A 22774-nucleotide genomic window follows, 5' to 3' on the forward strand; every position below is an offset into this window, starting at 1 on the left:
TTACACCTTGTTGACGTTTTGTCCGGTCAGCACCTTGCGGATGGAGGCATCCATCCGGCGGGCTGCAAATTCGCCACTGGCAGCGTCCGCCGCCTCGATGGCCTCTTTGATCTGGTTGGTGGTACCCGTGCTGCGCATGGTCAGCAGATGGGCGATGGCAGCATCCAGCTCGGCCCGCTCGGCGGCGCTCAACAGCGCTTCGCCATCGGCGGCCAGAGCGGCGTTGAGGCTCTCGACCACCCGGTCGGCCTCGACCTGCTGCTCCGCCAGCATGCGGGCGTCCATGTCCTGCTGGGCATTGGCGATGGAGGCGCTCAGCATGCTGAGGATGTCGTCTTCCCCCAGCCCGTAGGAGGGCTTGACCTGGATCTCGGCCTGCACGCCGGAGGATTTCTCCATGGCGCTGACCGACAGCAGACCGTCCGCATCCACCTGGAAGGTGACGCGAATGTGGGCCGCCCCCGCCGCCATGGGCGGAATGCCGGTCAGGGTGAAGCGGGCCAGGGAGCGGCAATCGGCCACCAGCTCGCGCTCCCCCTGCACCACGTGGATCGCCATCGCAGTCTGGCCGTCCTTGAAGGTGGTGAACTCCTGAGCGCGGGCCACCGGAATGGTGGTGTTGCGCGGGATCACCTTCTCGGCGAGGCCCCCCATGGTTTCTAACCCTAAGGAGAGCGGAATGACGTCCAGCAGCAGCATCTCGGCATCGGGCTTGTTGCCCACCAAGATGTCGGCCTGGATGGCGGCACCGATGGCCACCACCTTGTCGGGGTCGATACTGGTCAATGGCGTGCGCTGGAAGAACTCCCCCACCAGCTCGCGCACCAGCGGCACCCGGGTCGAGCCACCGACCATCACCACTTCCAGCACCTCTTCCTGTTCGAGACCCGCATCGCGCAGGGCGCGGCGACAGGCCAGCAGGGTGCGTTTGACCAGTGGCTGGATCAGCTGGTCAAACTGGCTACGGGTGACAGAGCCCTGCCAGCCGGCAAAGGCGCAGGCAACGGTATCGGCATCGGTCAAGCCGTGCTTGACAGCGGCGGCGGCGTCCAGCAGCTCGCGCTGGGTCCGGGCATCGAGCTGACCGGACAACCCGGCTTGCTCTTTGAGCCAGTCCGCCAGCAGGTGGTCGAAATCATCGCCACCGAGGGCCGAGTCGCCGCCAGTGGCCATCACCTCAAACACCCCGCGATGCAGACGCAGAATGGAGATGTCGAAGGTACCGCCCCCCAGGTCATAGACGGCGATCACCCCTTCCTGACCGGAGTCGAGGCCATAGGCGATGGCGGCGGCGGTCGGTTCATTGAGCAGGCGCAGCACGTGCAGACCGGCCAGTCTGGCCGCATCCTTGGTGCCCTGACGCTGGGCGTCGTCGAAATAGGCGGGCACTGTGATCACCACGCCGTCGAGATCGCCACCGAGGGCGGCGGCGCCCCGCTCGGCCAGTTTTTTCAGGATCTCGGCCGAGACCTGCACCGGGTTGACCAACCCCTGACGGGTCTGCAGCTGCGGCATGCCGTTGTCGGCCGCCACGAATTCGTAGGGCTGCTGGCGGGTATCGATGTCGGCCAGCGCCTTGCCCATCATCCGCTTGGCGGAGACGATGGTGTTGTGGGGATCGAGGGCGGCCTCGCGCTTGGCATCGAAGCCGACCCGGATGGTATCGGCCTGGTAATGCACGACGGAGGGCAGCAGATCACGCCCCTGCTCGTCGCAGAGGGTGTCGGCCTGACCGCTGCGCACGGCGGCGACCAGCGAGTTGGTGGTGCCAAGGTCGATGCCGACGGCACGCTTGTGCTGATGAGGTGCGGCGCTCTGGCCGGGCTCGGCGATTTGCAGTAATGCCATGGGTAATCAAACTTCCAGCGTTAAAGGATCAAGACTCGAACAGGGAGTCTTCGAATCGTTCCAGCTCCTCGAGGAGCTTGTCGACAAACTTGAGCTTGCGAACGCAGTCAGCGGCCTTCTGATCATCGCCGGTGGCGAGGCTCAGGGTCAGCTGTTGCATCAACTGCTGGTGATCATGCCTGATCTCCTGGCGAAAATCCTTGATGGCCCGCTCAGGGTCGGCTTCGCCTTTCAGATCGGCCAGCCGCTCGCGCCACTCCAGTTGCTGCATCAGGAAGGCGGGATCTTGCAGCGTCTGCTGCTCGCCGCGGATATCGGTACCACGCAGGGAGAGCAGGTACTCGGCTCGGCGCAGGGGCGCCTTGAGGGTAGTGAAGGCATCGTTGATCTGGGCGGCACGTTGCACCGCGGCCAGCTGTTCCCGCTCGGGAGCCGTGGCAAAACGATCGGGATGGAACTGGGTTTGCAACTGACGGTAGGTATCCGCCAACTGACGGGTATCGAGCTCGAAGCCTTCCACCAGCCCAAACAGCTCGAAATGATTCATGCAGACCTCTTAGACCCTGATGCGACCGCCGTCCTGCTCGCCCTCGGCAAACGGGACGGCGTGGTTGAACTGGCCGTGGCCGGCCGGTTCAACACATGCGCAATCAGGTGTAGCAAACATCTCAGACACTGAAGCTTTCGCCGCAACCACACTCGCCCTTGGCGTTGGGGTTGTTGAACTGGAAGCCCTCGTTGAGGCCCTCCTTGACGAAGTCCAGCTGGGTACCATCCAGGTGGATCAGGCTCTTGGCATCGACGATGATCTTGACGCCGTCCTGCTCGAATACCTGATCTTCATCCGCCAGCTCGTCGACAAATTCGAGCACGTAGGCAAGACCGGAACAGCCGGTGGTCTTGACGCCGAGGCGCAGGCCGATGCCCTTGCCCCGGTTGGCCAGAAAAGAGGAAACCCGTGCCGCTGCGGCATCTGTCATGGTAATGGCCATACTGCGCTCCTGACCTTAGAGACCTTTCTTCTGCTTGTAATCGGCGATGGCGGCCTTGATGGCATCCTCGGCCAGAATGGAGCAGTGGATCTTCACCGGCGGCAGCGCCAGCTCTTCGGCGATGTCGGTGTTCTTGATGCCGGCTGCTTCGTCCAGGGTCTTGCCCTTGACCCACTCGGTCACCAGGGAGCTGGAGGCGATGGCGGAGCCACAACCATAGGTCTTGAACTTGGCATCTTCGATGATGCCGTCGTCGCTGATCTTCAGCTGCAGCTTCATCACGTCCCCACAGGCCGGTGCACCGACCATGCCGGTAGCGATGTTGGGATCGTTCTTGTCGAAGCCGCCTACGTTACGGGGGTTCTCGTAGTGGTCGATTACTTTTTCACTGTAAGCCATATCTAACTCCTGCTAATTCCGTTGTTCACCAAACACTTGCTCTCTTGGCAAGGATCAGTGATGAGCCCATTCGACCGTGTTCAGATCGACGCCGTCCTTGTACATCTCCCACAGGGGAGACATCTCGCGCAGACGACCGATGGAGTCACGGATAAGCTTGATTGCGTAATCAATCTCTTCTTCGGTGGTGAAGCGACCCATGCTGAAACGGATGGAGCTGTGCGCCAGCTCGTCGTTCAGGCCCAGTGCGCGCAGCACGTAGGAGGGCTCCAGGCTGGCCGAGGTACAGGCAGAACCGGAAGAGACCGCCAGATCCTTGAGCGCCATGATCAGGGATTCCCCTTCCACATAGGCGAAGCTGACGTTGAGGTTGCCCGGCACACGCTGTTCCAGGTCACCGTTGATGTAGACCTCTTCGATATCCTTGATGCCGTCCCACAGACGCTGACGCAGGGCCATGATGCGCTCACCCTCGCTCGCCATCTCTTCCTTGGCGATGCGGAAGGCTTCGCCCATGCCGACGATCTGGTGGGTCGGCAGGGTGCCGGAACGCATGCCGCGCTCATGGCCACCACCGTGCATCTGGGCTTCCAGGCGCACACGCGGCTTGCGGCGCACGTAGAGGGCACCAATGCCTTTCGGGCCATATACCTTGTGAGCAGACATGGAGAGCAGGTCAACCTTGAGCGCTTCCACGTCTACCGGAATTTTACCCACGCTCTGTACTGCATCCACGTGCAGCAGGATCTTGCGGGAGCGGCACAGCTCGCCGATGGCGGCAATGTTCTGCACCACGCCGATCTCGTTGTTGACGTGCATGATGCTGACCAGGATGGTGTCATCGCGCAGGGCGCCTTCGATCTGTTCCAGAGTGAACAGGCCGTTGGGCATCGGCTCGAGGTAGGTCACCTCATAGCCTTCGCGCTCCAGCTGGCGGCAGGTATCCAGTACCGCCTTGTGCTCGGTCTTGGAGGTAACGATGTGCTTGCCCTTGCCGGCGTAGAAGTGGGCAACGCCCTTGATGGCCAGGTTGTTGGACTCGGTGGCGCCGGAGGTGAAGACGATCTCGCGCGGGTCGGCACCGATCAGCTCTGCCACTTGATTACGGGCCAGGTCAACCGCCTCTTCGGCTTGCCAGCCGAAACGGTGGGAACGGGAAGCTGGATTGCCGAACAGGCCATCCATGGTGAGACACTGCATCATTTTTTCTGCGACACGCGGGTCCACCGGACAGGTTGCCGAATAATCAAGGTAAATAGGCAGTTTCATGTTTTTCTCCGTTACAGCCTGGGTCATACATCGACCGGCTGTGGAAAGCACGTTTGTTTATAGTTGGACTTTCAAGCTCACATCGCCGCGTTCTGCCCGATCAACCAGGGACAACACGGTTTTCATCTGTTCGTCTTGCTTGCCGGCAATGCGGCGCACATCCGCCTGATCAACCAGCTCGGCCAGGGTGATATCCCCCAGGAAGCTGGAGATCCGCTCGCTCAGGTCACGCCACAAGGAGTGAGTAAGACACTGGGTGCCGCCGTGGCAGCCGCCCTTGCCGAGGCACTTGGTGGCATCCACCGATTCATCCACCGCGGTGATCACCTGACCGACCGAGATGGCATTCGGGGCCAGACCGAGGCGATAGCCGCCACCGGGGCCACGCACGCTGCTTACCAGGCCATGCTTGCGCAGGCGGGCAAAAAGTTGCTCCAGATAGGACAAGGAGATGCCCTGGCGCTCTGAAATATCAGCCAGGGGCACGGGCCCCTGCTCTGCATGTAACGCCACGTCGAGCATGGCAGTCACAGCGTAACGTCCTTTTGAGGTCAGTCTCATATGCCTTACCGTCTTGCGAACCAATCAATATGGGCATATGGTCACATACCCGACTAAATCAGTCAAGTATATGGTTGAGTAATTCAGTCGGGTTTAATCCTGCGGCCTGGGTTTTTGCACCGAGGTCAGAATGCCGCGCAGAATGTTGAGCTCCACCGCCTCCGGACGCGCCCGGTTGAACAGGCGACGCAGCTTGTTCATCACCTGCCCCGGGTGGTCATCGGTGATGAAACCGGTCTTGAGCAGCGTCTGTTCCAGATGCTGATAGAAGCCTTCCAGTTGCTCGGCACTGGGATACTCCACTGTCATTTCGCTGTCGACGGCTTGCTCTTGCTGCTGAAGCCAGTGCATGCGCACCTCATAGCAGAGGGTCTGCACCGCCATGGCCAGATTGAGAGAGCTGTACTCGGGATTGGCCGGGATGGCCACATGGTAGTGGCACTTTTGCAACTCGTCGTTGGTGAGGCCGGTACGTTCACGGCCAAACACCAGCGCCACCGGGTGCTGCATACCCTCGGCCACCAGCTTCTCGCCCGCTTCGCGGGGATCCAGCATGGGCCAGCTCAGGGTGCGGGAACGGGCACTGGTACCGATCACCAGGCCGCAGTCGGCGATGGCTTCATCCAGCGTCGCCACGACACGGGCATTGGCCAGGATGTCGCTGGCACCGGCAGCCAATGCATTGGCATTGCCATCAGGCAGGGCTTGCGGATCAACCAGCACCATCTGACTCAAGCCCATGGTCTTCATGGCGCGTGCCGCAGACCCCATGTTGCCGGTGTGAGAGGTGTTTACCAACACGATACGAATCTGATCCAACATGCCCAGTCAATCTTCAGTCAAAAATGGCGCGCAATTGTAACATAGCCAATCGCTATTTTGGCACCGTAAATGGCGCTCCATTTCACAACTATCGCGCCGGTTTGTAGAACAAAGCGGCATGAGGCGGGCACAAGGGCGGGCTAAACTTGGAGGATGGGAAGGTGAAAGAGGGGAGACAACATGTGTCCGCGCTGGCTTTATGAGAAGCTGCCGGCCTGCTATCTGCTGGCAGCCATCGGCATCATCGCGCTCAGCCACTCCCCGCTGCTCTGGCTGGCGGGGGGCCTGCTGTTTGTCGCCGGGGCCGCCAGCTGGATGATGCGCTCCAGCTATCGGCGCACCGATCTGGTCATCTTCCCAAACAAGGTCTGGCTGCAGCCGGAGTGGCTCTACGAGGCCCAACCTTTCCTCTGGCTGGTGCTGGGTCTGCTGTTGTCACGCCAGCAAGGCGCCGGTGCCCTGCTGGCTCTGCTGCCCTGCCTCTGGGCCCTGCGCTGCCTGTGGGCCCGCAACCACTATCGCCATCATGCCGAGGGGCTAGCCTCACAGCTGAGACGCCACCCCACCCGCCGGCGCAGAATGCGCCTCTTGCGCTGAGCTGGCCCTGGCCTGCTCGATAAAGGTGGCGAGATCCATCAGCGGATAGCGCACCAGGCTCGGCAACCCGTCCAGATCCAGGCTGTCCATCAGGTTTTTCACCTCCAGTCCCAGCTCGGTATTGCCTTCAATCTTCAGCTTGCGCTGGAAGAAGAGGGAATCGGGGTCTTCCTTGCGACCGGCGATCAGGATGAGATCGTTGCTGCTGCCGCTAAAGCAGACATCGGCCTGTTCACAGTGACGGGCCACCACCAGCTTGCCCTCCTGTTCGCTGATGAACCAGCAGAGCTCGAGATCCGATACCTCGACCTTGAGCCACTTGCCGGCCAGAAATGCAAAGTCGCCATCGGCGATGGCCTCCTTGAAGACGCTGGCCAGCATGCGCTCCATCAGATGCTGTTGCAGGGCAAAGGGCACCAGCTTGAGAGGATGGCGCAAGAAGCGGGGTGCCTGTTCGACCAAGCGATGCTGCAGTTGTTTGAACACGATAAACTCCCAGTTTTTTGCGCATTCAAACACAGGGTCGGCTCCATGATCCTGTTGGAAATCAAACTTGTGCCCACTTACCTCAAGAAGGGTAAAGCCACACAAAGCTGCCTCAGGTCAAAAAGTGGAAGGACGCCGGTGAATACAATCGGGCCACTTTTTGCATTTTTTGCCCTCTCGGAGCGTACCGATGGAATTACTCTGTCCGGCAGGCAGTCTGCCGGCACTGAAAACAGCCGTGGATAACGGGGCCGATGCCGTCTATATCGGCTTCAAGGATGACACCAACGCCCGCCATTTCGCCGGGCTCAACTTCACCGACAGCAAGCTGGAGAAAGCGGTCGACTACGTGCATCAACATGGCCGCAAGCTGCACATAGCCATCAACACCTTCGCCCACCCGGGCTCCGATGCCCGCTGGCAGCAGGCGGTGGACAAGGGCGCCGCACTGGGAGCCGATGCCCTGATCATCGCCGATCTCGCCGTGCTCGATTATGCCAGCCGCCGCTACCCGGATCTGGAGCTGCACGTCTCGGTGCAGGCCAGCGCCACCAACACCGCCGCCATCCGTTTCTACCAGCAGCACTTCAACGTCGGTCGGGTGGTGTTGCCCCGCGTGCTCTCCATGCACCAGGTGAAACAGCTGGCCCGCGAGACCGACGTCGGCCTCGAAGTCTTCGCCTTCGGCAGCCTCTGCATCATGGCGGAGGGGCGCTGCTACCTCTCCTCCTACATGACCGGCGAGAGCCCCAACACCGTCGGTGCCTGTTCACCGGCCAAGTTCGTGCGCTGGGAAGAGACCCCAAGCGGCCTCGAGTCTCGCCTCAACGAGGTGCTCATCGACCGTTACGGCCCGGGGGAGAACGCCGGCTACCCGACCCTGTGCAAGGGGCGCTTCGAGGTGGACGGTCAGACCTACCACGCGCTGGAGGAGCCCACCAGCCTCAACACCCTGGGCCTGTTGCCCGAGCTGTTCCAGACCGGCATCCAGTCGGTCAAGATCGAGGGGCGCCAACGCAGCCCCGCCTACGTGGAGCAGGTGACCCGGGTCTGGCGCGCCGCCATCGACGCCTATCAGGCCAACCCCGAGGCCTATCGGGTCAAGGCCGAGTGGGATGCCCAGCTCGCCCGCGTCTCCGAGGGGAGCCAGACCACCCTCGGCGCCTATCATCGCCAGTGGCAATAAGGAGCCCTGTTCATGAAATTCTCTCTCGGCCCCCTGCTCTTCTACTGGCCCAAGACCGACACCCAGGCCTTCTATCAGGCGGCAACCCAAAGCCAGGCCGATATCGTCTATCTGGGGGAAACCGTCTGCAGCAAGCGCCGCGAACTGAAAGCGGATGACTGGATTGCCCTCGCCCGCCAGGTGGCCGGCTCCGGCAAGCAGGCGGTGCTCTCCACCCTGGCGCTCATCTCCGCCCCTTCCGAGCTCAAGGAGGTCAAGCGGCTGGTCGACAACGGCGAGCTGATGATCGAGGCCAACGATCTGGGCGCGGTCCAGCTCGCCAGCGAGGCCGGGCTGCCGTTCGTCTGCGGCCCCGCCATCAACGCCTACAACGCCGACGTGCTGCGCATGCTGCTCAAACAGGGGATGCAGCGCTGGGTGATGCCGGTGGAGCTGTCGCGCGACTGGCTGGTGCAGCTCAATCAGGATCTCGGCAACGCCCGCCAGCAGTTCGAGGTGGAGGTGTTCGCCTACGGCCACCTGCCGCTCGCCTACTCGGCGCGCTGTTTCACCGCACGTTCACTCGATCGGCCCAAGGACAACTGTGAACTGGCCTGCATCGACTACCCCACCGGCCGGCTCGCCAGCAGCCGCGAGGGGCAGAAGGTGTTCAACCTCAACGGCATCCAGACCCAGTCCGGTTACTGCTACAACCTGGGCAACGAGCTGGCCGGCATGGAAGGACTGGTGGATGTGGTACGGCTCTCCCCTGAGGGGTTGGATACCCTGACGATGCTGGATCGCTTCAAGGCCAACGAACGGGGTCAGGCCCCCCTGCCCCTGCAACAAGAGCGGGACTGCAACGGCTACTGGCGCCAGATCCCCGGCATGATGCTGGCGCAGTAATTGCGGCCTTACTGGCGGGCGGGCACGGTGGTCACTGGCCGATTCCGATGCAATGGCACCGTAAAGCCTGACACCCAAACAGCAAAAAGGCCTCGCTATGAGGCCTTTTCCATATCGTTCAAAGCGGCGACAGCCAGCAAGATTCAGGATGCCTGCTTGCTGCTCTTGCCCTGGGCACTCTGGGCGCCGGGCGGCAGGGGTTTGCGCGCCATCAGCTCCAGCTCGAGCAGGGCATATCTGTGCTCGATGAAGTCATACACGTTGTTGGCCAGCGCCAGCTTGAAGTAGCTGATGGCCTCCTTGCGGTTGCCCCTGGCCAGCTCGAACTTGCCGAGGTAGAAGTAGGTTTCGCACAGGCGCTCGGCGAGCTCCCGGTTGTCCTTCACCCCTTTCACCACATTGCCCATCAACTGGGTGGCGTTGAGTTCACCGGTATAGAGGCGCACCAGATCCCAGTTCCAGGCGTCGTCGTCATACTTGTTGAGCCGCTCGCGCATCCGGCTCATGGCGGCCGGCGCATTGAGCTTCTGCTCGGCCAGATAGAGCCAGATCACCCGGTAGGGATCTTCCGGCTGCGCCTCGTAGAAGCGCTTCATATCGGCCGCGGCCAGCTCGGGGCGATTGCCGTAATAGAGCGCAATACCACGGTTCAGATAGGCATAGTCATAATCGGGAGCCAGCTCGAGGGCGGAATCAAATGCCTCGTAGGCTTCGTCATAATTCTGCTGTTGCACCAGATAGACGCCGATGAAGTTGTAGGCTTCGGCGAAATCCGGCTTCTCCCGCAGGGCGCGGTTGAAATCCAGCCGCGCCAGAGAGCGCAAGCCTACCCGGTCAAACACGACAGCACGCTCATAAAACAGTTCGGCCCGTTGCTCGGTGGTCAATTCCATCTCACTGAGCATCTGCCCGAGTCGCGCCAACGCCAACTCGCTCTGGTAAGAGACCTGCAGGGGGGTCGCCAATACCAGTGAAGCGGGTTGCGGCTTGGGAACTTGAGGCGTTTGAACCTGACTGCTACTGCTGCAACCCCACATGGGGAGCAGCAACAGGATACCAAGGAGGTATCCAATCCCTTTCCTGACGTTCAATGAACACTCCGACGCTTACGCTTGACCCGGCATATGGTAAAGGTCAGCCGACACTTTGTCATGTGGCTGAGCCTCTCTCCCTCAAATAAATCAGGATTCGACAGGGTATCCGGCATCACACCAGCCCCGAAAGCCACCATCCACGCTGACCACCCGGCCGTAGCCCATCTTCTGCAGGTTTTCCGCCACCAGAATGGAGCGAAAACCGCCACCACAATAGAGGTAGAGCTCGGTGTCGGGATCCGGATAACGGGTCTCGATATCCCGCTCGATCACCCCGCGCCCGAGGTAGGTCGCGCCCGGCAGATGGCCCCTGGCCCACTCGCTCTCTTCCCGCACGTCGACCAGGTGAAAGGTACGCCCCTCCTCCTGCCAGCGCTTGATCTGGTGCACGTCGGTCTCCTTCACATGGGGGCGAATGGCCTCTACCAGCGCCAGAAAACGGGGATTGTGTTGCATGGCTTGCTCCTTGCCTCTTGGCCAATGGCCGTGGGTGAAACCGTCATAATGGCTCACCCGGATGATAAGAGAAAGGGCGCCTCGTGGCGCCCTTGTCATTTACGGCAGGATCTCTTGCTGATCCGCGCCCTCTTTCTCCACCTGGGTCGGCAGCATGTGCTCCCGCTTGACCCCGAAGAACATGGCGAACGAGCTCGCCACATAGATGGAGGAGTAGGTACCAAACGCCACACCGATCACCATGGCCACCGAGAAACCGTGGATCAAGGGACCGCCCTTGAGCAGCAGCGCCAGCACCACCACGAAGGTCAGGCCGGAGGTGATGATGGTCCGGCTCAGGGTCTCGGTCATGGAGAGATCCAGGATGTACTCGGTATCCCCCTTGCGCACCTTGCGAAAGTTCTCCCGCAGGCGGTCGAACACCACTATGGTGTCGTTCAGGGAGTAACCCACAAGGGTCATCAAGGCCGCCAGCACGGTCAAATCAAACTCGTACTGGAAGTAGGCGAAGACGCCCAGGGTGATCACCACGTCGTGCACCAGGGAGAGGATGCCGCCCATGGCCAGACGCCATTCGAAGCGTACCGCCACGTAGATCAGGATGCAGATGATGGAGGCCAGCATGGCCAGCGCACCGTCCGTCGCCAGCTCGTCACCCACGGAGGGGCCGACGAACTCCACACGCTTGAGCACGGCGCCCTGATCGATCACCTTGGCGGCCGCCAGCACCTCGTTGCCCTGCTGCTCCACCTTGACCCCCTCTTTCGGGGTCAGGCGCACCAGCACGTCACGGCTGGAGCCGAAGTGTTGCAGGGTCGCCCCTTCAATCTTCTGCTCGTCCAGCACCTCGTGCATCTTCTCCAGGCTCACCGACTGCTGGAAGCCCACCTCGATGGTGGTGCCGCCGGTGAAGTCCAGACCCCAGTTCAGACCCCGATCGAACAGGAAGAACAGGGAAATCACCATCAGCAGGGTAGAGAAGACCACACCCGGCTTGGCAAAGCGCATGAAGGGGATGGGCTTTTCAAAATGTAGAATCTGAAACATGTCTCTTCCTTAGATCGGCAGCTTGTCGAGGCGCCGACCACCCCAGGCCAGGTTGATGATGGCGCGGGATACCGTGATGGCGGTAAACATGGACGCACTCAGACCAATCCCCAGCGTCAGGGCGAAGCCCTTGATGGCGCCGGTACCGATACCGAACAGGATCACACAGGTGATGAGCGAGGTGATGTTGGAGTCGGCGATGGTCGAGAATGCCCGATCAAAGCCCAGGTGGATCGCCTGCTGCACGCCGCGGCCGTTGCGGATCTCTTCACGAATGCGCTCGTAGATCAGCACGTTGGCGTCCACCGCCATGCCCAGCGTCAGCACGATACCGGCGATGCCCGGCAGGGTCATGGTGGCCCCCGGGATCATCGACATGATGCCGACGATCAGCACCAGGTTCATGGAGAGAGCAATGTTGGCCACCCAACCGAAGGCACGGTAGTAGATCCCCATGAACAGCACGATCACCAGCATGGCCCAGCCGATGGCTTCCATACCGCTGTCGATGTTCTGCTGACCCAGGCTCGGGCCAATGGTGCGCTCTTCCACGATCTGGATCGGGGCGATCAGCGCACCGGCACGCAGCAGCAGCGCCAGGTTGTGGGCTTCGTTGGCGTTGTCGATGCCGGTGATGCGGAACTGGCTGCCAAGGCGCGACTGGATGGTGGCGACGTTGATCACCTCCTCCTGCTTGCGGAACTTGCGCTTGCCGTCCGGACCCGGCTGACCGACCGGCTTGTATTCGATGAATACGGTGGCCATGCCCTTACCGACGTTGTCCTTGGTAAAGTTGGCCATCTTATTGCCACCCTGGCCATCGAGCTTGATGTTGACCTGGGGGCGGCTGTATTCGTCGAAACCGGACTGGGCACCCACGATGTGGTCACCGGTCAGGATGATGCGCTTTTGCAGCACCACTGGACGACCGTTGCGATCGTTGTAGACCTTGGAGCTCGGCGGTACGCGACCGTCGGCCGCAGCCTGGATGTCGGCGGTCTCATCGACCATGTGGAATTCCAGGGTCGCGGTCGCGCCCAGGATCTCCTTGGCACGGGCGGTGTCCTGGATACCAGGCAGTTCCACCACGATGCGCTCGGCACCCTGCTGTTGTACCAGCGGCTCGGCGACACCCAGTTCGTTCACCCGGTTGCGGATGATGGTGATGTTCTGCTCGAGGGCGTACTTCTTCACCTCCTTGACCTTGGCTTCACTTAAGGAGGCCAGCAGGACGAACTCGTCCCCCTTCTGCTCGGTGGTAAAGGTGAGATCCGGGTTCTGACGACGCAGGAAGGAGACCGCCTTGCTCTGGTCGGCTTCGTCGCGGAAGACCACCTGCACCTGATCACCGACCCGGCGCACGCCGGAGTAACGGATCTTCTGGGTACGCAGCTCGGAGCGGAAATCCTGCACCATCTGCTCCTGCTGCTTGGCCAGCGCTTCGGCCATGTCCACTTCCATCAGGAAGTGCACGCCGCCGCGCAGGTCCAGACCCAGCTTGAGCGGGTTGGCACCGATGGCTTCGAGCCAGGCAGGGGTAGAAGGCGCCAGGTTGAGCGCGGTGATGAAGTTGTCACCCAGCTTGTTGGCGACCAGATCGCGCGCCTTGAGCTGCTCTTCGGTGTTCTTGAAACGGATCAGAATGAAGCCGTGTTCGAACGCCGCATGCTTGACCGGGATCTTCGCCTCGTCGAGGGTCGCTTTCACCAGGTCAAGGGTATCAAGCTTGACTTCGGCACCCCGGCTGGCAGAGATCTGCAAGGCCGGGTCTTCACCGTAAAGATTGGGGGCTGCATATAGAAAACCGATGGCGATCACCACGATCACCATCAGGTATTTCCACAGCGGATAGCGATTTAACACGCTGTGCTCCTCGGGAGATTAGAGGGACTGGATAGAACCCTTGGGCAGAACGGCAGAGACGAAATCACGCTTGATGGTGACCTGGGTCTGATCGTTCAGGGACAGCACAATGTATTCGCTGTCGGCGGAAACCTTGGCGATCTTGCCGACCAGGCCGCCGGAAGTGAGCACTTCGTCACCCTTGGAGAGGGAACTCATCAGATTGCGGTGATCCTTGGCACGCTTGGCCTGGGGACGATAGATCATGAAGTAGAAGATGAGACCGAACACGGCCAGCATGATGATCATTTCCATGCCACCACCCTGTGCCGCCGGAGCCGCGCCTTCTGCATATGCCTTGGAGATAATGCTCATTTAACAACCTCTTATTGATGTAAATTTGATAACTAGCTTATAAATCGTTGTTATTTCACGTCATTTTCAGCTAACGGAGGCACGGGCTTCCCTTGCCGACGGTAAAACTCAGTTACAAAGTCGTCTAATTTACCCTGCTCGATCGCGTCCCGCAAACCCTGCATCACACGCTGGTAATAACGCAAGTTGTGAATGGTGTTCAGACGGGCACCGAGGATCTCGTTGCACTTGTCCAGATGGTACAGATAACTGCGGGTGTAGTTCTTGCAGGTGTAGCAGTCGCAGTCCGCATCCAGGGTGCTGGTGTCCTCGCGATACTTGGCGTTGCGGATCTTGACCACCCCGTCGGTGGTGAACAGGTGACCGTTGCGGGCGTTGCGGGTCGGCATCACGCAGTCGAACATGTCGATACCGCGACGCACCCCTTCCACCAGATCTTCCGGCTTGCCCACCCCCATCAGGTAGCGCGGCTTGTCGGCCGGGATTTTCGGGCAGACGTGCTCGAGGATGCGATGCATGTCCTCTTTGGGCTCACCCACCGCCAAACCGCCGACCGCGTAACCGTCGAAACCGATCTCCAAGAGACCTTCCAGCGACACATCCCGCAGATCTTCATACACGGAGCCCTGGATGATGCCGAACAGGGCGTTCTTGTTGCCAAGCGCATCGAACTTGTCGCGCGAGCGCTTGCCCCAGCGCAGGGACATCTCCATCGACTTGCGCGCCTCTTCGTAAGTGGCCGGATACGGCGTGCACTCGTCGAAGATCATCACGATGTCGGAGCCCAGATCGTACTGGATCTCCATGGATTTCTCGGGGTCGAGGAAGATCTTCTCGCCGTTGATGGGGTGACGGAAGTGCACCCCCGCCTCGGTGATCTTGCGGATATGCCCCAGGCTGAACACCTGGAAACCGCCGGAGTCGGTCAGGATCGGGCCCTGCCAGTTCATGAAGTCATGCAGATCGCCGTGGGCGCGCATCACTTCCTGACCCGGGCGCAGCCAGAGGTGGAAGGTGTTGCCAAGCAGGATCTGGGCACCAGTTTCACGTACCTCTTCCGGGGTCATCCCCTTGACGGTGCCGTAGGTGCCGACCGGCATGAAGGCCGGGGTCTGCACGGTGCCGCGCTCGAATACCAGCTGACCGCGACGGGCACGGCCGTCGGTGGTTTTCAGTTCAAATTTCATTGCTACCTCGGTTTCAGTCAGAGAAACAGTCTGACAAATAGTAGGGCCGCACCGGCCCGGTACAAGAAGCCGGCCGGGATCCTGACGATCAGGTCCTGAACGGCTTCTGAAGGGCAGCCGCTTAAGCCGCTGCCCGGCGACGGGTGACAAACATGGCGTCCCCGTAGCTGAAGAAACGATACTGCTCGGCCACGGCGGCCTGGTAGGCGGCCATCACGTTGTCATAGCCGGCAAAGGCGCTGACCAGCATGATCAGGGTCGACTCGGGCAGATGGAAGTTGGTGACCATGGCATCGACCACCTGGAACTGGTAACCCGGGAAGATGAAGATGTCGGTGTCGCTGAAAAACGGCGCCAGCGGCTTGCCCTGGGCCAGGGTCACCTTGGCCGCGCTCTCGAGCGAACGTACCGAGGTAGTCCCCACCGCAATCACCCGGCCGCCGCGGGCACGGGTCGCCGCGATGGCGTCCACCACCTCCTGCGGCACTTCGGCGTATTCCGAGTGCATGTGGTGATCTTCAATCTTGTCCACCCGCACCGGCTGGAAGGTGCCCGCCCCCACGTGCAGGGTGACGAAGGCCGTTTCCACGCCCTTGGCACGAATTTTCTCCAGCAGCGGCTCGTCGAAGTGCAGGCCGGCGGTCGGCGCCGCCACGGCGCCCGGCTTCTGGTTGTAGACGGTCTGGTAGCGCTCCTTGTCGGCATCCTCGTCGGGACGATCGATATAGGGAGGCAGCGGCATGTGGCCGATGGCTTCCAGGATCTCCAGCACCGGGCGCGGATCCAGGAAGTGGATCTCGAACAGGGCGTTGTGGCGGGCGCGCATCTCGGCCTCGACGGGCACGCCGTCGGCACCGGCATCCAGGATCAGGCGGGTACCTGGTTTGGGGGACTTGGATGAGCGCACGTGCGCCAGCACGCTGTGCTCGTCCAGAATGCGTTCCACCAGCACCTCCAGCTTGCCGCCGCTGGCTTTCTGGCCAAACATGCGTGCGGGGATGACCCGGGTATTGTTGAACACCAGCAGATCGCCGGGGTTGAGCTGGTCCAGCACATCGACAAATTGACCGTGGCGCAGGGCGCCGGTTTGACCGTCGAGCTGCAGCAGACGACTGGCGGTACGCTCCGCCATCGGATAGCGGGCAATCAGCTCGTCTGGCAGATCAAAATGAAAATCGGATACTTGCATCTTTCACCTCGGGGGAATCGGCGGCTAGTCTAGTTATCCCCCTCTTGCAAGGCAACCCAAAAGACCAAAAACCCAAGAGAGACAAGGGATAGCGAGCAATTATGTGAAGCAGGGCCAGTTAAGAAACCTTTAAGGTTTTGTATTGACCCTGATCATGTTTTGCCGAAGGGGGCTGGGCTAGGGTGAAAGCAGATACACAAGGAGGCCCACCATGATGACCCTATCCGAGATCATGACTGAACACCCCTTCACCCTGGGTCCGGAAAACAGCGTCAAACAGGCGATGGACCTGATGCAGCAGGAGCGGATCCGCCACATCCCCATCGTTGACGACCACCATCATCTGCTGGGCCTGGTCACCCTCTCCGATATCCTGGCCACCCGCGAATCCAAGCTGCTGCTGATCAATCCGGAGCGGGAGGCGGAGTTCACCGACAGCGTGCAGCTCGACGAGATCATGACCCGCCAGGTGGCGAGCGTGGATCCCCATGCCGGCATCAAGGAGGCGGCCCTCTATCTGCAGCGCCACAAATATGGCTGCCTGCCGGTACTCAAAGGGCACAAGCTGGTAGGCATAGTCACCGAGTCGGACTTCATTGCCGTGGCCATCAATCTGCTGGAGCTGATGGAAGAGCAGGAGCCATCTGATGACTTTTGATCTGTGCATCATGTAATTAAATTACAATAAAAGCGTTTTAAGCCTGAATTATCGGCATAAATAGTGAAACACTTTCATTTTGACTGAAAAATTACACCATTAACTTGCTTTGTGATCTGCATCACATTATCATGACCGCCATGCAATAGTTGCCGAGGGGGAGACGAGGGATTGTGCACCCATCCTCTTCCTCTCATTTGTCTGCAAGTTTGCACACCCCGTAGTTAGTCTTTGCTGTAAAGCTTTTGTTTATATAGCCATTCCTTGTTTGATGACCCGGCCTTGTCCTTGCGACGACGCCGGGATTTTTTTATCCGCGTTTTACCCCCTCCCCTTCACCTGGCACGCTCGCGCCGCCCGTTCGCTCACCCCCGACGCCCCTCTGTGCCATGACTTGGCCGGCACTCTCCCCTCTCCCCCTTGAAAAGCCGAGGTCGCGCACAGATGTTGAATCTCGACAAGGAGTTATCTCTGCATGCTGGCGATATTCATGTTAGGTACAGCAGAGGTGGTTTATCTAATAAGTCGATTTAAGTGATTCAAAATTGCGGCTTTGACCGATTAGGAAAAGCCCCTATGATGACTCCATTGAAAGTTAAACGCCTCGTCTGGCACGACTCTTCACTACCGGACGAGCACATGTACATCACCAAGGAGCAAATACATGTCTACCTACATCAACACTGAAATCAAGCCGTTCAACGCTACCGCCTACCACAATGGCAAATTCGTTCAGGTGTCTGACGCTGACCTGAAAGGCAAGTGGTCCGTGGTGTTCTTCTACCCGGCTGATTTCACCTTCGTCTGCCCGACCGAGCTGGGCGACCTGGCTGACAACTACGCCGAATTCCAGAAGCTGGGCGTCGAGATCTACGCCGTCTCCACTGACACCCACTTCACCCACAAGGCCTGGCACGACACTTCTGACACCATCCAGAAGATCCAGTACCCGATGATCGGCGACCCCACCGGCACCATCACCCGCAACTTCGGCGTGATGATCGAAGAAGCCGGTCTGGCTGACCGCGGTACCTTCGTCATCGACCCGCAGGGCATCATCCAGATCGTTGAAATCAACGCTGGCGGCATCGGCCGTGACGCCCTGGAGCTGCTGCGCAAGGTCAAGGCTGCCCAGTACGTTGCCGCTCACCCGGGTGAAGTGTGCCCGGCCAAGTGGAAAGAAGGCGACGCCACCCTGGCCCCGTCCCTGGATCTGGTAGGCAAAATCTAAGCCTCCCCGCTCTGAAGACCGGCCCGTTCAAGGGCCGGTTTTGTTTACGGACCTCAGAAAAGGCACCGGTCTGCTTTCTGGCCTGACAAAACGCCGACCCGCATTCAACAAGAAGGAATTCGACCATGTTAGATACCAACCTCAAACAACAACTCAACGGTTACTTGCAGTACATCGTCAATCCCATCGAGATCAGCGTGTCCGGCAACGACAGCGACAAATCCGCCGAACTGCTGGCATTGGCCAGCGAGATCGCCGAGATGTCCCCCAAGATTACCCAGACCTCTGGCACCAACGCCCGCAAGCCTTCCATGAGCGTCGCGCCGAAGGGCCAAGCCCCGCGCGTTCATTTTGCCGGCATCCCCATGGGTCATGAATTTACTTCGCTGGTGCTTGCCCTGCTGCAAAGCGGCGGTCACCCCTCCAAGGCCGATGCGGCCGTACAGGAGCAGATCAAGAATCTGAAGGGCGAGTTCCACTTCGAGACCTATATTTCGCTCTCTTGCCACAACTGCCCGGACGTGGTGCAGGCCCTCAACCTGATGGCGACCCTGAACCCCGGCATCACCCACACCATGATCGACGGCGCCCTGTTCCAGGACGAGGTCAACGAGCGCCAGATCATGGCGGTACCGAACGTCTACCTGAACGGTCAGCCGTTCAGCCAGGGCCGCATTTCGCTCGAAGAGATCGTCGCCAAGCTCGACACCGGCGCCGCCGAACGCAAGGCTGAAGAACTCAACGAAAAAGCCCCCTACGACGTGCTGGTTGTCGGTGGTGGCCCGGCCGGCGCCGCAGCGGCCATCTATGCCGCCCGCAAAGGCATTCGCACCGCCATCGTCGCCGAGCGTTTCGGTGGCCAGGTGATGGACACCGTCGGCATCGAGAACTTCATCTCCGTGCCCTACACCGAAGGCCCCAAGCTGGCCGCCAGCCTGGAGCAGCACGTCAAGCAGTACGGCGTGGAAGTGATCACCGAGCAGCGCGCCGCCGCCATCAGCCGTGATGGCTACGTCAATGTGGATCTCGCCTCCGGCGCCACCTTGAAGAGCCGCGCCGTGATCCTGGCGACCGGTGCCCGCTGGCGCGACCTGAACGTGCCGGGCGAGCTCGAGTACCGCACCAAGGGCGTGGCTTACTGCCCGCACTGTGACGGCCCCTTCTTCAAGGGCAAGCGAGTGGCGGTGATCGGTGGCGGCAACTCCGGCATCGAGGCGGCCATTGATCTGGCTGGCATCGTCGAACACGTCACCGTAGTGGAGTTCGCCGACACCCTGCGTGCCGACGAAGTGCTGCAGAAGAAAGCCCGCTCCATGAGCAACATCGACATCATCATGAGCGCCCGTACCACCGAGGTGATCGGTGACGGCAGCAAGGTGGTGGGCATGGATTACGAAGATCGCACCACAGGCGAGATCAAGCATCTGGCGGTGGCGGGTATCTTCGTCCAGATCGGTCTGGTGCCGAACACCGAGTTCCTCAAAGGGAGCGAAGTGGCTCTGACCCGCTTTGGCGAAATAGAGATCGACACCAAGGGCGCCACCTCCCTGCCCGGCGTCTATGCCGCAGGGGATGCCACCACGGTGCCGTTCAAGCAGATCATCATCTCCATGGGCGCAGGGGCGACCGCCGCGCTGGGGGCGTTTGATTACCTCATTCGCAACCCGGCGCCGGAAGCCACTGCGACCAAGGCCGACGCCGTGACCGCCTGATAGCGACCAGATGGACAAAAAGCCGACTCACAGAGTCGGCTTTTTTTATTGGTGCGAAAAGGCTCAGCCGGCTTTCGACGGTTGGCCCTCATCCGGCCCGGGCGTGGCGTAGCTGGCGGGCACCGCCTCCCCGTCCAGATCCGTTCTCGGTTCCAGCTCCGCCGTCATGGGGGTATTGGGCGGCACCGGCATGAAGACCTGGTGCTCGGCCAAGGGGATGGGTGCCCGCTGCCGCCTGCGCCAGCCGAGATAACCCGCCAGCAGCAGACCGCAGAGGGCAAAGTAGACGAACAGCCCCTCTGGCCCGAACTGCGCCATGACAAACGGTGCCAGCAGCGGCCCGGTCATGGCCCCCAGGCTGTAAGCGAGCAGCAGCCCCTGATTGGCCCCCAGCACCTGATCCGGGCGCAGCTCGTCACAGGCGTGACTGAGGCTCAGGGGATAGATGGAGAACGCCATCCCTCCCAGCAGGAACACCAGCCCCCCCTCGGCGGTGCCGCGCCAGGCATCCGGCAGCAGCACCATCAACAGGGCCAGCAGCGCCAAAATGGCGCCGAGCAGCAGGATCACCCCTCGCCTGTCGTAGCGATCGGAGAGGCGACCGATGGGGTACTGCAGGCACATCCCCCCCAGGATCACCAGCGCCATCATCTCCGCCACCTGGGAGAGGGACGAGCCGCTGTCGGTGAAATAGAGCGGCAACAGGCCATAAATGGCCCCCAGCACCAGACCGGAGGTAAAACTGCTGCCCATCCCCGCCGGAGTGAGCCGCACCAGCTCCAAGACGCCCACCGGCTGGGGCGCCACCATGGCCGGGGTCGCCACCCGGGAGATAGCCAGCGGGATCACCGACAGGGTCGCCGCCATGGCGCACAGGGCGAACGGGGTCAGCACCATGGGATCCACCCACTTGAGCAGCAGCTGTCCCAGCGCCAGGGAGCCATAGAGCAGGATCATGTAGAGGGACATCAGCCGGCCCCGGTTGGCCGGGGTGCTGGAGACCAGCATCCAGGACTCCAGCACCACGAACAGGCCGCCGGTGGCAAAGCCCCCCACCAGCCGCAGCGCCGCCCAGCTGAGCGGCTCCACCACCATGCCGTGCAGCAGAAACAGAAAGCAGAGCAGGGAGGCATAGGCCGCATAGGCCCGGATGTGGCCCACCCGGATGATGAGGTGGGCGTTGACGAAGGCCCCCAGCACCAGACCGCCGAAATAGGCGGCCGAGACCAGGCCGATGGCCTGGGCCGATACCTGCTCGGCAGAGAGGCGCACCGTCAGCAGGGTGTTGAACATGCCGTGACCCAGAATGAAGATCACCAGACTGGTCAGGGGTGAGAGGAACCTTGCGAGTGTCATGGGGTCTCCCTGGTTGGCGCAATTGTGAGCAAAACAGTCATGGTACCGTTTGCTTCCCGCTCGCTTCAACCCCGCGGGATCAGTCAACGCATGACACGCAGGGCACGCGCCGGACAACTAGAATGGGAATACAGTCCATTCACCCCAGCCCCAGCAAACAGGAACGCCTTCATGTCCGCGAGCCTATCCAAATACCCGATCGCCCCCGAGTTCGAGATCCCGGACTCCCTGCGTCTCTCCTGGCAGAAGACCGTCAACCTGATGGCTGAGCTGTTTCACGTGCCGGCCGGGCTCATCATGCGGGTACACCCTCGCGAGATAGAAGTGTTCATCACCAGCCAGACGCCGGACAACTGCTATCCGGCCGGGGCCCATGAGCACCTCGACTCCGGCCTCTATTGCGAACGGGTCATGGATACCCGCCAGGAGCTCCTGGTGCCCAATGCCCTCAAGGATCCCGAATGGCAGCACAATCCGGACATCAAAGTCGGCATGATCTCCTATTGCGGTCTGCCGCTCTGCTGGCCCGATGGCAGACTCTTCGGCACCATCTGCGTGCTGAGCTGGGAGGAGAACGACTACGGCGGCCTCTACCGGCAACTGCTCCTGCAGTTTCGTGATTCGGTGCAGCAGGGCATGCACACCCTCTACGACAATATTCGTCTGCAGGAGACGCAAGAAGAGCTGGAGCAACACAAGTCGCAGTTGACCCACACCCTCGACAGTCTGAAAAAAACCCAGGAGGATCTCATCCACACCGAAACCCTGGCGGCGCTGGGGGCCATGGTGGCCGGCATCTCCCATGAGCTGAACACCCCCATCGGCAACGCCCTGATCGCCACCACGGCCCTGCAGGAGCAAACCCGGCAGCTGGCTGCCCAGCTGGGGGCTCAGACTATCCGTCGCACCACGCTGGAGGAGTTTGTGCACGCCAGCCAGGAGATGAGCGAGCTGGCCCTGCTGGCCATCACCCAGTCGGCCAAGCTGATCAGCAGCTTCAAGCAGGTGGCCATCGAGCAGACCTCGGAGAGCCGGCGCAGCTTCGATCTCAGGCGTCTCATCGACGACAACCTGGCCAACCTCAAGGCCGGCCCCGGGTTTGAGCAGGTCGTGCTGCGCAATCTCATCGACGAGGAGCTGCTCTGCGACAGCTACCCGGGCCCCCTCAGCCAGGTGCTGCTCAACCTGATCCACAACGCCCTCCTCCATGGCATCGGGGATCGCCAGGATGGACGCATCGAGATCCGGGCCCATCAGGACCAACAATCCATCCACCTGGAGGTGCTGGACAATGGTCGCGGCATGGCGCCCAACATACTGGCCCACATCTTCGATCCCTTCTTTACCACCACCCTGGGCAAGGGGGGCTCCGGACTGGGGCTCTCCATCTGCCGCCGCATCGCCACCTCGGTGCTGGGTGGTGGCCTGACGGCTCGCTCGGCGCCGGGCAAAGGCAGCTGCTTTACCCTCTCCTTTCCCCGCATCGCCCCTGGCCGCGTCTGAGGGGCAGAGCTCAGCCCCCTCTCGCCGAGTGAATCGAGTTGCTATGCCGGCCAACACAAGGGCGGCGGTGAGGTCTATC

General features: G+C 61.1%; 23 protein-coding genes. 7 read left to right on the top strand and 16 right to left on the bottom strand.

All coding sequences use genetic code 11. The annotated features are described in order from the left end of the window. From hscA to trmJ, 7 genes are all read right to left on the bottom strand, one after another. A complete protein-coding gene (gene hscA / locus AB5Y94_RS18535) occupies nucleotides 1–1848 on the bottom strand; it encodes a Fe-S protein assembly chaperone HscA (protein ID WP_368206287.1) in 1848 nt (615 codons plus the stop codon). Between the two features lie 28 nt (nucleotides 1849–1876). After that, on the bottom strand, nucleotides 1877–2395 hold the full coding sequence (hscB, locus tag AB5Y94_RS18540; RefSeq protein WP_017780043.1) for a co-chaperone HscB: 519 nt from the start codon (nucleotides 2393–2395) through the stop codon (nucleotides 1877–1879). 121 nt (nucleotides 2396–2516) lie between these two features. Continuing rightward, the gene (iscA, locus tag AB5Y94_RS18545; protein WP_005299772.1) at nucleotides 2517–2840 is read right to left on the bottom strand and encodes an iron-sulfur cluster assembly protein IscA; all 324 of its coding nucleotides are present in this window, start codon (nucleotides 2838–2840) and stop codon (nucleotides 2517–2519) included. 15 nt (nucleotides 2841–2855) lie between these two features. Next, complete coding sequence (gene iscU, locus AB5Y94_RS18550; RefSeq protein ID WP_005310405.1) at nucleotides 2856–3239, bottom strand: Fe-S cluster assembly scaffold IscU; 384 nt, start codon at nucleotides 3237–3239, stop codon at nucleotides 2856–2858. A 54-nt stretch (nucleotides 3240–3293) separates the two neighbouring features. Then, nucleotides 3294–4508 carry an IscS subfamily cysteine desulfurase gene (locus AB5Y94_RS18555; RefSeq protein WP_017781684.1) on the bottom strand — a complete coding sequence of 405 codons (1215 nt, stop codon included), beginning with the start codon at nucleotides 4506–4508 and terminating at the stop codon, nucleotides 3294–3296. Between the two features lie 57 nt (nucleotides 4509–4565). Continuing rightward, nucleotides 4566–5069 (bottom strand): Fe-S cluster assembly transcriptional regulator IscR, encoded by a 504-nt coding sequence (gene iscR / locus AB5Y94_RS18560; RefSeq protein WP_011705634.1) that lies wholly within the window; start codon nucleotides 5067–5069, stop codon nucleotides 4566–4568. A gap of 93 nt (nucleotides 5070–5162) precedes the next feature. Beyond that, the gene (gene trmJ / locus AB5Y94_RS18565) at nucleotides 5163–5891 is read right to left on the bottom strand and encodes a tRNA (cytosine(32)/uridine(32)-2'-O)-methyltransferase TrmJ (protein WP_117404188.1); all 729 of its coding nucleotides are present in this window, start codon (nucleotides 5889–5891) and stop codon (nucleotides 5163–5165) included. A 180-nt stretch (nucleotides 5892–6071) separates the two neighbouring features. Here trmJ and AB5Y94_RS18570 point away from each other — a divergent pair, with 180 nt between their 5' ends. Next, nucleotides 6072–6488, top strand: a complete 417-nt coding sequence (locus AB5Y94_RS18570) for a hypothetical protein (RefSeq protein ID WP_010634300.1) — start codon at nucleotides 6072–6074, stop codon at nucleotides 6486–6488. Here AB5Y94_RS18570 and AB5Y94_RS18575 read toward each other — a convergent pair. Then, nucleotides 6435–6974 (bottom strand): SCP2 domain-containing protein, encoded by a 540-nt coding sequence (locus AB5Y94_RS18575; protein WP_362818627.1) that lies wholly within the window; start codon nucleotides 6972–6974, stop codon nucleotides 6435–6437. The genes AB5Y94_RS18570 and AB5Y94_RS18575 overlap by 54 nt on opposite strands. 190 nt (nucleotides 6975–7164) lie before the next feature. Between AB5Y94_RS18575 and AB5Y94_RS18580 the strand changes: the two genes are divergently transcribed. Together AB5Y94_RS18580 and AB5Y94_RS18585 are read left to right on the top strand one after the other, a co-directional pair. Next, on the top strand, nucleotides 7165–8160 hold the full coding sequence (locus AB5Y94_RS18580) for a peptidase U32 family protein (protein WP_054545101.1): 996 nt from the start codon (nucleotides 7165–7167) through the stop codon (nucleotides 8158–8160). A gap of 12 nt (nucleotides 8161–8172) precedes the next feature. Continuing rightward, a complete protein-coding gene (locus AB5Y94_RS18585) occupies nucleotides 8173–9045 on the top strand; it encodes a U32 family peptidase (RefSeq protein ID WP_368206288.1) in 873 nt (290 codons plus the stop codon). A gap of 143 nt (nucleotides 9046–9188) precedes the next feature. Here AB5Y94_RS18585 and nlpI read toward each other — a convergent pair whose 3' ends face one another. From nlpI to queA, 7 genes are all read right to left on the bottom strand, one after another. Continuing rightward, nucleotides 9189–10136 (bottom strand): lipoprotein NlpI, encoded by a 948-nt coding sequence (gene nlpI, locus AB5Y94_RS18590; protein WP_005299750.1) that lies wholly within the window; start codon nucleotides 10134–10136, stop codon nucleotides 9189–9191. A gap of 90 nt (nucleotides 10137–10226) precedes the next feature. After that, on the bottom strand, nucleotides 10227–10595 hold the full coding sequence (locus AB5Y94_RS18595) for a rhodanese-like domain-containing protein (RefSeq protein ID WP_010634304.1): 369 nt from the start codon (nucleotides 10593–10595) through the stop codon (nucleotides 10227–10229). Nucleotides 10596–10694: 99 nt separating this feature from the next. Continuing rightward, complete coding sequence (secF, locus tag AB5Y94_RS18600; protein WP_017787216.1) at nucleotides 10695–11642, bottom strand: protein translocase subunit SecF; 948 nt, start codon at nucleotides 11640–11642, stop codon at nucleotides 10695–10697. Nucleotides 11643–11651: 9 nt separating this feature from the next. Beyond that, on the bottom strand, nucleotides 11652–13505 hold the full coding sequence (gene secD / locus AB5Y94_RS18605) for a protein translocase subunit SecD (RefSeq protein WP_005299734.1): 1854 nt from the start codon (nucleotides 13503–13505) through the stop codon (nucleotides 11652–11654). Nucleotides 13506–13523: 18 nt separating this feature from the next. Next, nucleotides 13524–13859 carry a preprotein translocase subunit YajC gene (gene yajC / locus AB5Y94_RS18610; RefSeq protein ID WP_005299732.1) on the bottom strand — a complete coding sequence of 112 codons (336 nt, stop codon included), beginning with the start codon at nucleotides 13857–13859 and terminating at the stop codon, nucleotides 13524–13526. Nucleotides 13860–13909: 50 nt separating this feature from the next. After that, nucleotides 13910–15046, bottom strand: coding sequence for a tRNA guanosine(34) transglycosylase Tgt (gene tgt, locus AB5Y94_RS18615; protein ID WP_016350389.1), 1137 nt, complete (start codon nucleotides 15044–15046; stop codon nucleotides 13910–13912). Between the two features lie 121 nt (nucleotides 15047–15167). Beyond that, a complete protein-coding gene (queA, locus tag AB5Y94_RS18620; protein WP_258116558.1) occupies nucleotides 15168–16235 on the bottom strand; it encodes a tRNA preQ1(34) S-adenosylmethionine ribosyltransferase-isomerase QueA in 1068 nt (355 codons plus the stop codon). Between the two features lie 211 nt (nucleotides 16236–16446). Here queA and AB5Y94_RS18625 point away from each other — a divergent pair, with 211 nt between their 5' ends. The 3 genes from AB5Y94_RS18625 (at nucleotide 16447) to ahpF (ending at nucleotide 19836) form a co-directional block, all read left to right on the top strand. After that, nucleotides 16447–16893 carry a CBS domain-containing protein gene (locus AB5Y94_RS18625; protein WP_017765922.1) on the top strand — a complete coding sequence of 149 codons (447 nt, stop codon included), beginning with the start codon at nucleotides 16447–16449 and terminating at the stop codon, nucleotides 16891–16893. A gap of 664 nt (nucleotides 16894–17557) precedes the next feature. Further along, the gene (ahpC, locus tag AB5Y94_RS18630; protein ID WP_005299724.1) at nucleotides 17558–18124 is read left to right on the top strand and encodes an alkyl hydroperoxide reductase subunit C; all 567 of its coding nucleotides are present in this window, start codon (nucleotides 17558–17560) and stop codon (nucleotides 18122–18124) included. A 125-nt stretch (nucleotides 18125–18249) separates the two neighbouring features. After that, the gene (gene ahpF, locus AB5Y94_RS18635) at nucleotides 18250–19836 is read left to right on the top strand and encodes an alkyl hydroperoxide reductase subunit F (RefSeq protein WP_124250003.1); all 1587 of its coding nucleotides are present in this window, start codon (nucleotides 18250–18252) and stop codon (nucleotides 19834–19836) included. 63 nt (nucleotides 19837–19899) lie between these two features. Here the strand turns inward: ahpF and AB5Y94_RS18640 are convergent, their stop codons facing one another. Beyond that, nucleotides 19900–21192: an MFS transporter gene (locus AB5Y94_RS18640; RefSeq protein WP_124250004.1), complete on the bottom strand. Its 1293-nt coding sequence runs from the start codon at nucleotides 21190–21192 to the stop codon at nucleotides 19900–19902. 171 nt (nucleotides 21193–21363) lie between these two features. Between AB5Y94_RS18640 and AB5Y94_RS18645 the strand changes: the two genes are divergently transcribed. Next, nucleotides 21364–22695 carry an ATP-binding protein gene (locus AB5Y94_RS18645; protein WP_368206289.1) on the top strand — a complete coding sequence of 444 codons (1332 nt, stop codon included), beginning with the start codon at nucleotides 21364–21366 and terminating at the stop codon, nucleotides 22693–22695. Nucleotides 22696–22774 lie beyond the last annotated feature (79 nt).

The sequence above is a fragment of the Aeromonas sp. s5 genome, assembly GCF_040907865.1.
GTDB classification, from domain to species: domain Bacteria; phylum Pseudomonadota; class Gammaproteobacteria; order Enterobacterales; family Aeromonadaceae; genus Aeromonas; species Aeromonas dhakensis.

What these genes read in the sequence shown, in the direction of transcription:
- hscA (WP_368206287.1), bottom strand. Translation starts at nt 1,848, where the DNA reads ATGGCATTACTGCAAATCGCCGAGCCCGGCCAGAGCGCCGCACCTCAT.
- hscB (WP_017780043.1), bottom strand. Translation starts at nt 2,395, where the DNA reads ATGAATCATTTCGAGCTGTTTGGGCTGGTGGAAGGCTTCGAGCTCGAT.
- iscA (WP_005299772.1), bottom strand. Translation starts at nt 2,840, where the DNA reads ATGGCCATTACCATGACAGATGCCGCAGCGGCACGGGTTTCCTCTTTT.
- iscU (WP_005310405.1), bottom strand. Translation starts at nt 3,239, where the DNA reads ATGGCTTACAGTGAAAAAGTAATCGACCACTACGAGAACCCCCGTAAC.
- AB5Y94_RS18555 (WP_017781684.1), bottom strand. Translation starts at nt 4,508, where the DNA reads ATGAAACTGCCTATTTACCTTGATTATTCGGCAACCTGTCCGGTGGAC.
- iscR (WP_011705634.1), bottom strand. Translation starts at nt 5,069, where the DNA reads ATGAGACTGACCTCAAAAGGACGTTACGCTGTGACTGCCATGCTCGAC.
- trmJ (WP_117404188.1), bottom strand. Translation starts at nt 5,891, where the DNA reads ATGTTGGATCAGATTCGTATCGTGTTGGTAAACACCTCTCACACCGGC.
- AB5Y94_RS18570 (WP_010634300.1), top strand. Translation starts at nt 6,072, where the DNA reads ATGTGTCCGCGCTGGCTTTATGAGAAGCTGCCGGCCTGCTATCTGCTG.
- AB5Y94_RS18580 (WP_054545101.1), top strand. Translation starts at nt 7,165, where the DNA reads ATGGAATTACTCTGTCCGGCAGGCAGTCTGCCGGCACTGAAAACAGCC.
- AB5Y94_RS18585 (WP_368206288.1), top strand. Translation starts at nt 8,173, where the DNA reads ATGAAATTCTCTCTCGGCCCCCTGCTCTTCTACTGGCCCAAGACCGAC.
- AB5Y94_RS18595 (WP_010634304.1), bottom strand. Translation starts at nt 10,595, where the DNA reads ATGCAACACAATCCCCGTTTTCTGGCGCTGGTAGAGGCCATTCGCCCC.
- secF (WP_017787216.1), bottom strand. Translation starts at nt 11,642, where the DNA reads ATGTTTCAGATTCTACATTTTGAAAAGCCCATCCCCTTCATGCGCTTT.
- yajC (WP_005299732.1), bottom strand. Translation starts at nt 13,859, where the DNA reads ATGAGCATTATCTCCAAGGCATATGCAGAAGGCGCGGCTCCGGCGGCA.
- tgt (WP_016350389.1), bottom strand. Translation starts at nt 15,046, where the DNA reads ATGAAATTTGAACTGAAAACCACCGACGGCCGTGCCCGTCGCGGTCAG.
- queA (WP_258116558.1), bottom strand. Translation starts at nt 16,235, where the DNA reads ATGCAAGTATCCGATTTTCATTTTGATCTGCCAGACGAGCTGATTGCC.
- AB5Y94_RS18625 (WP_017765922.1), top strand. Translation starts at nt 16,447, where the DNA reads ATGATGACCCTATCCGAGATCATGACTGAACACCCCTTCACCCTGGGT.
- ahpC (WP_005299724.1), top strand. Translation starts at nt 17,558, where the DNA reads ATGTCTACCTACATCAACACTGAAATCAAGCCGTTCAACGCTACCGCC.
- ahpF (WP_124250003.1), top strand. Translation starts at nt 18,250, where the DNA reads ATGTTAGATACCAACCTCAAACAACAACTCAACGGTTACTTGCAGTAC.
- AB5Y94_RS18640 (WP_124250004.1), bottom strand. Translation starts at nt 21,192, where the DNA reads ATGACACTCGCAAGGTTCCTCTCACCCCTGACCAGTCTGGTGATCTTC.
- AB5Y94_RS18645 (WP_368206289.1), top strand. Translation starts at nt 21,364, where the DNA reads ATGTCCGCGAGCCTATCCAAATACCCGATCGCCCCCGAGTTCGAGATC.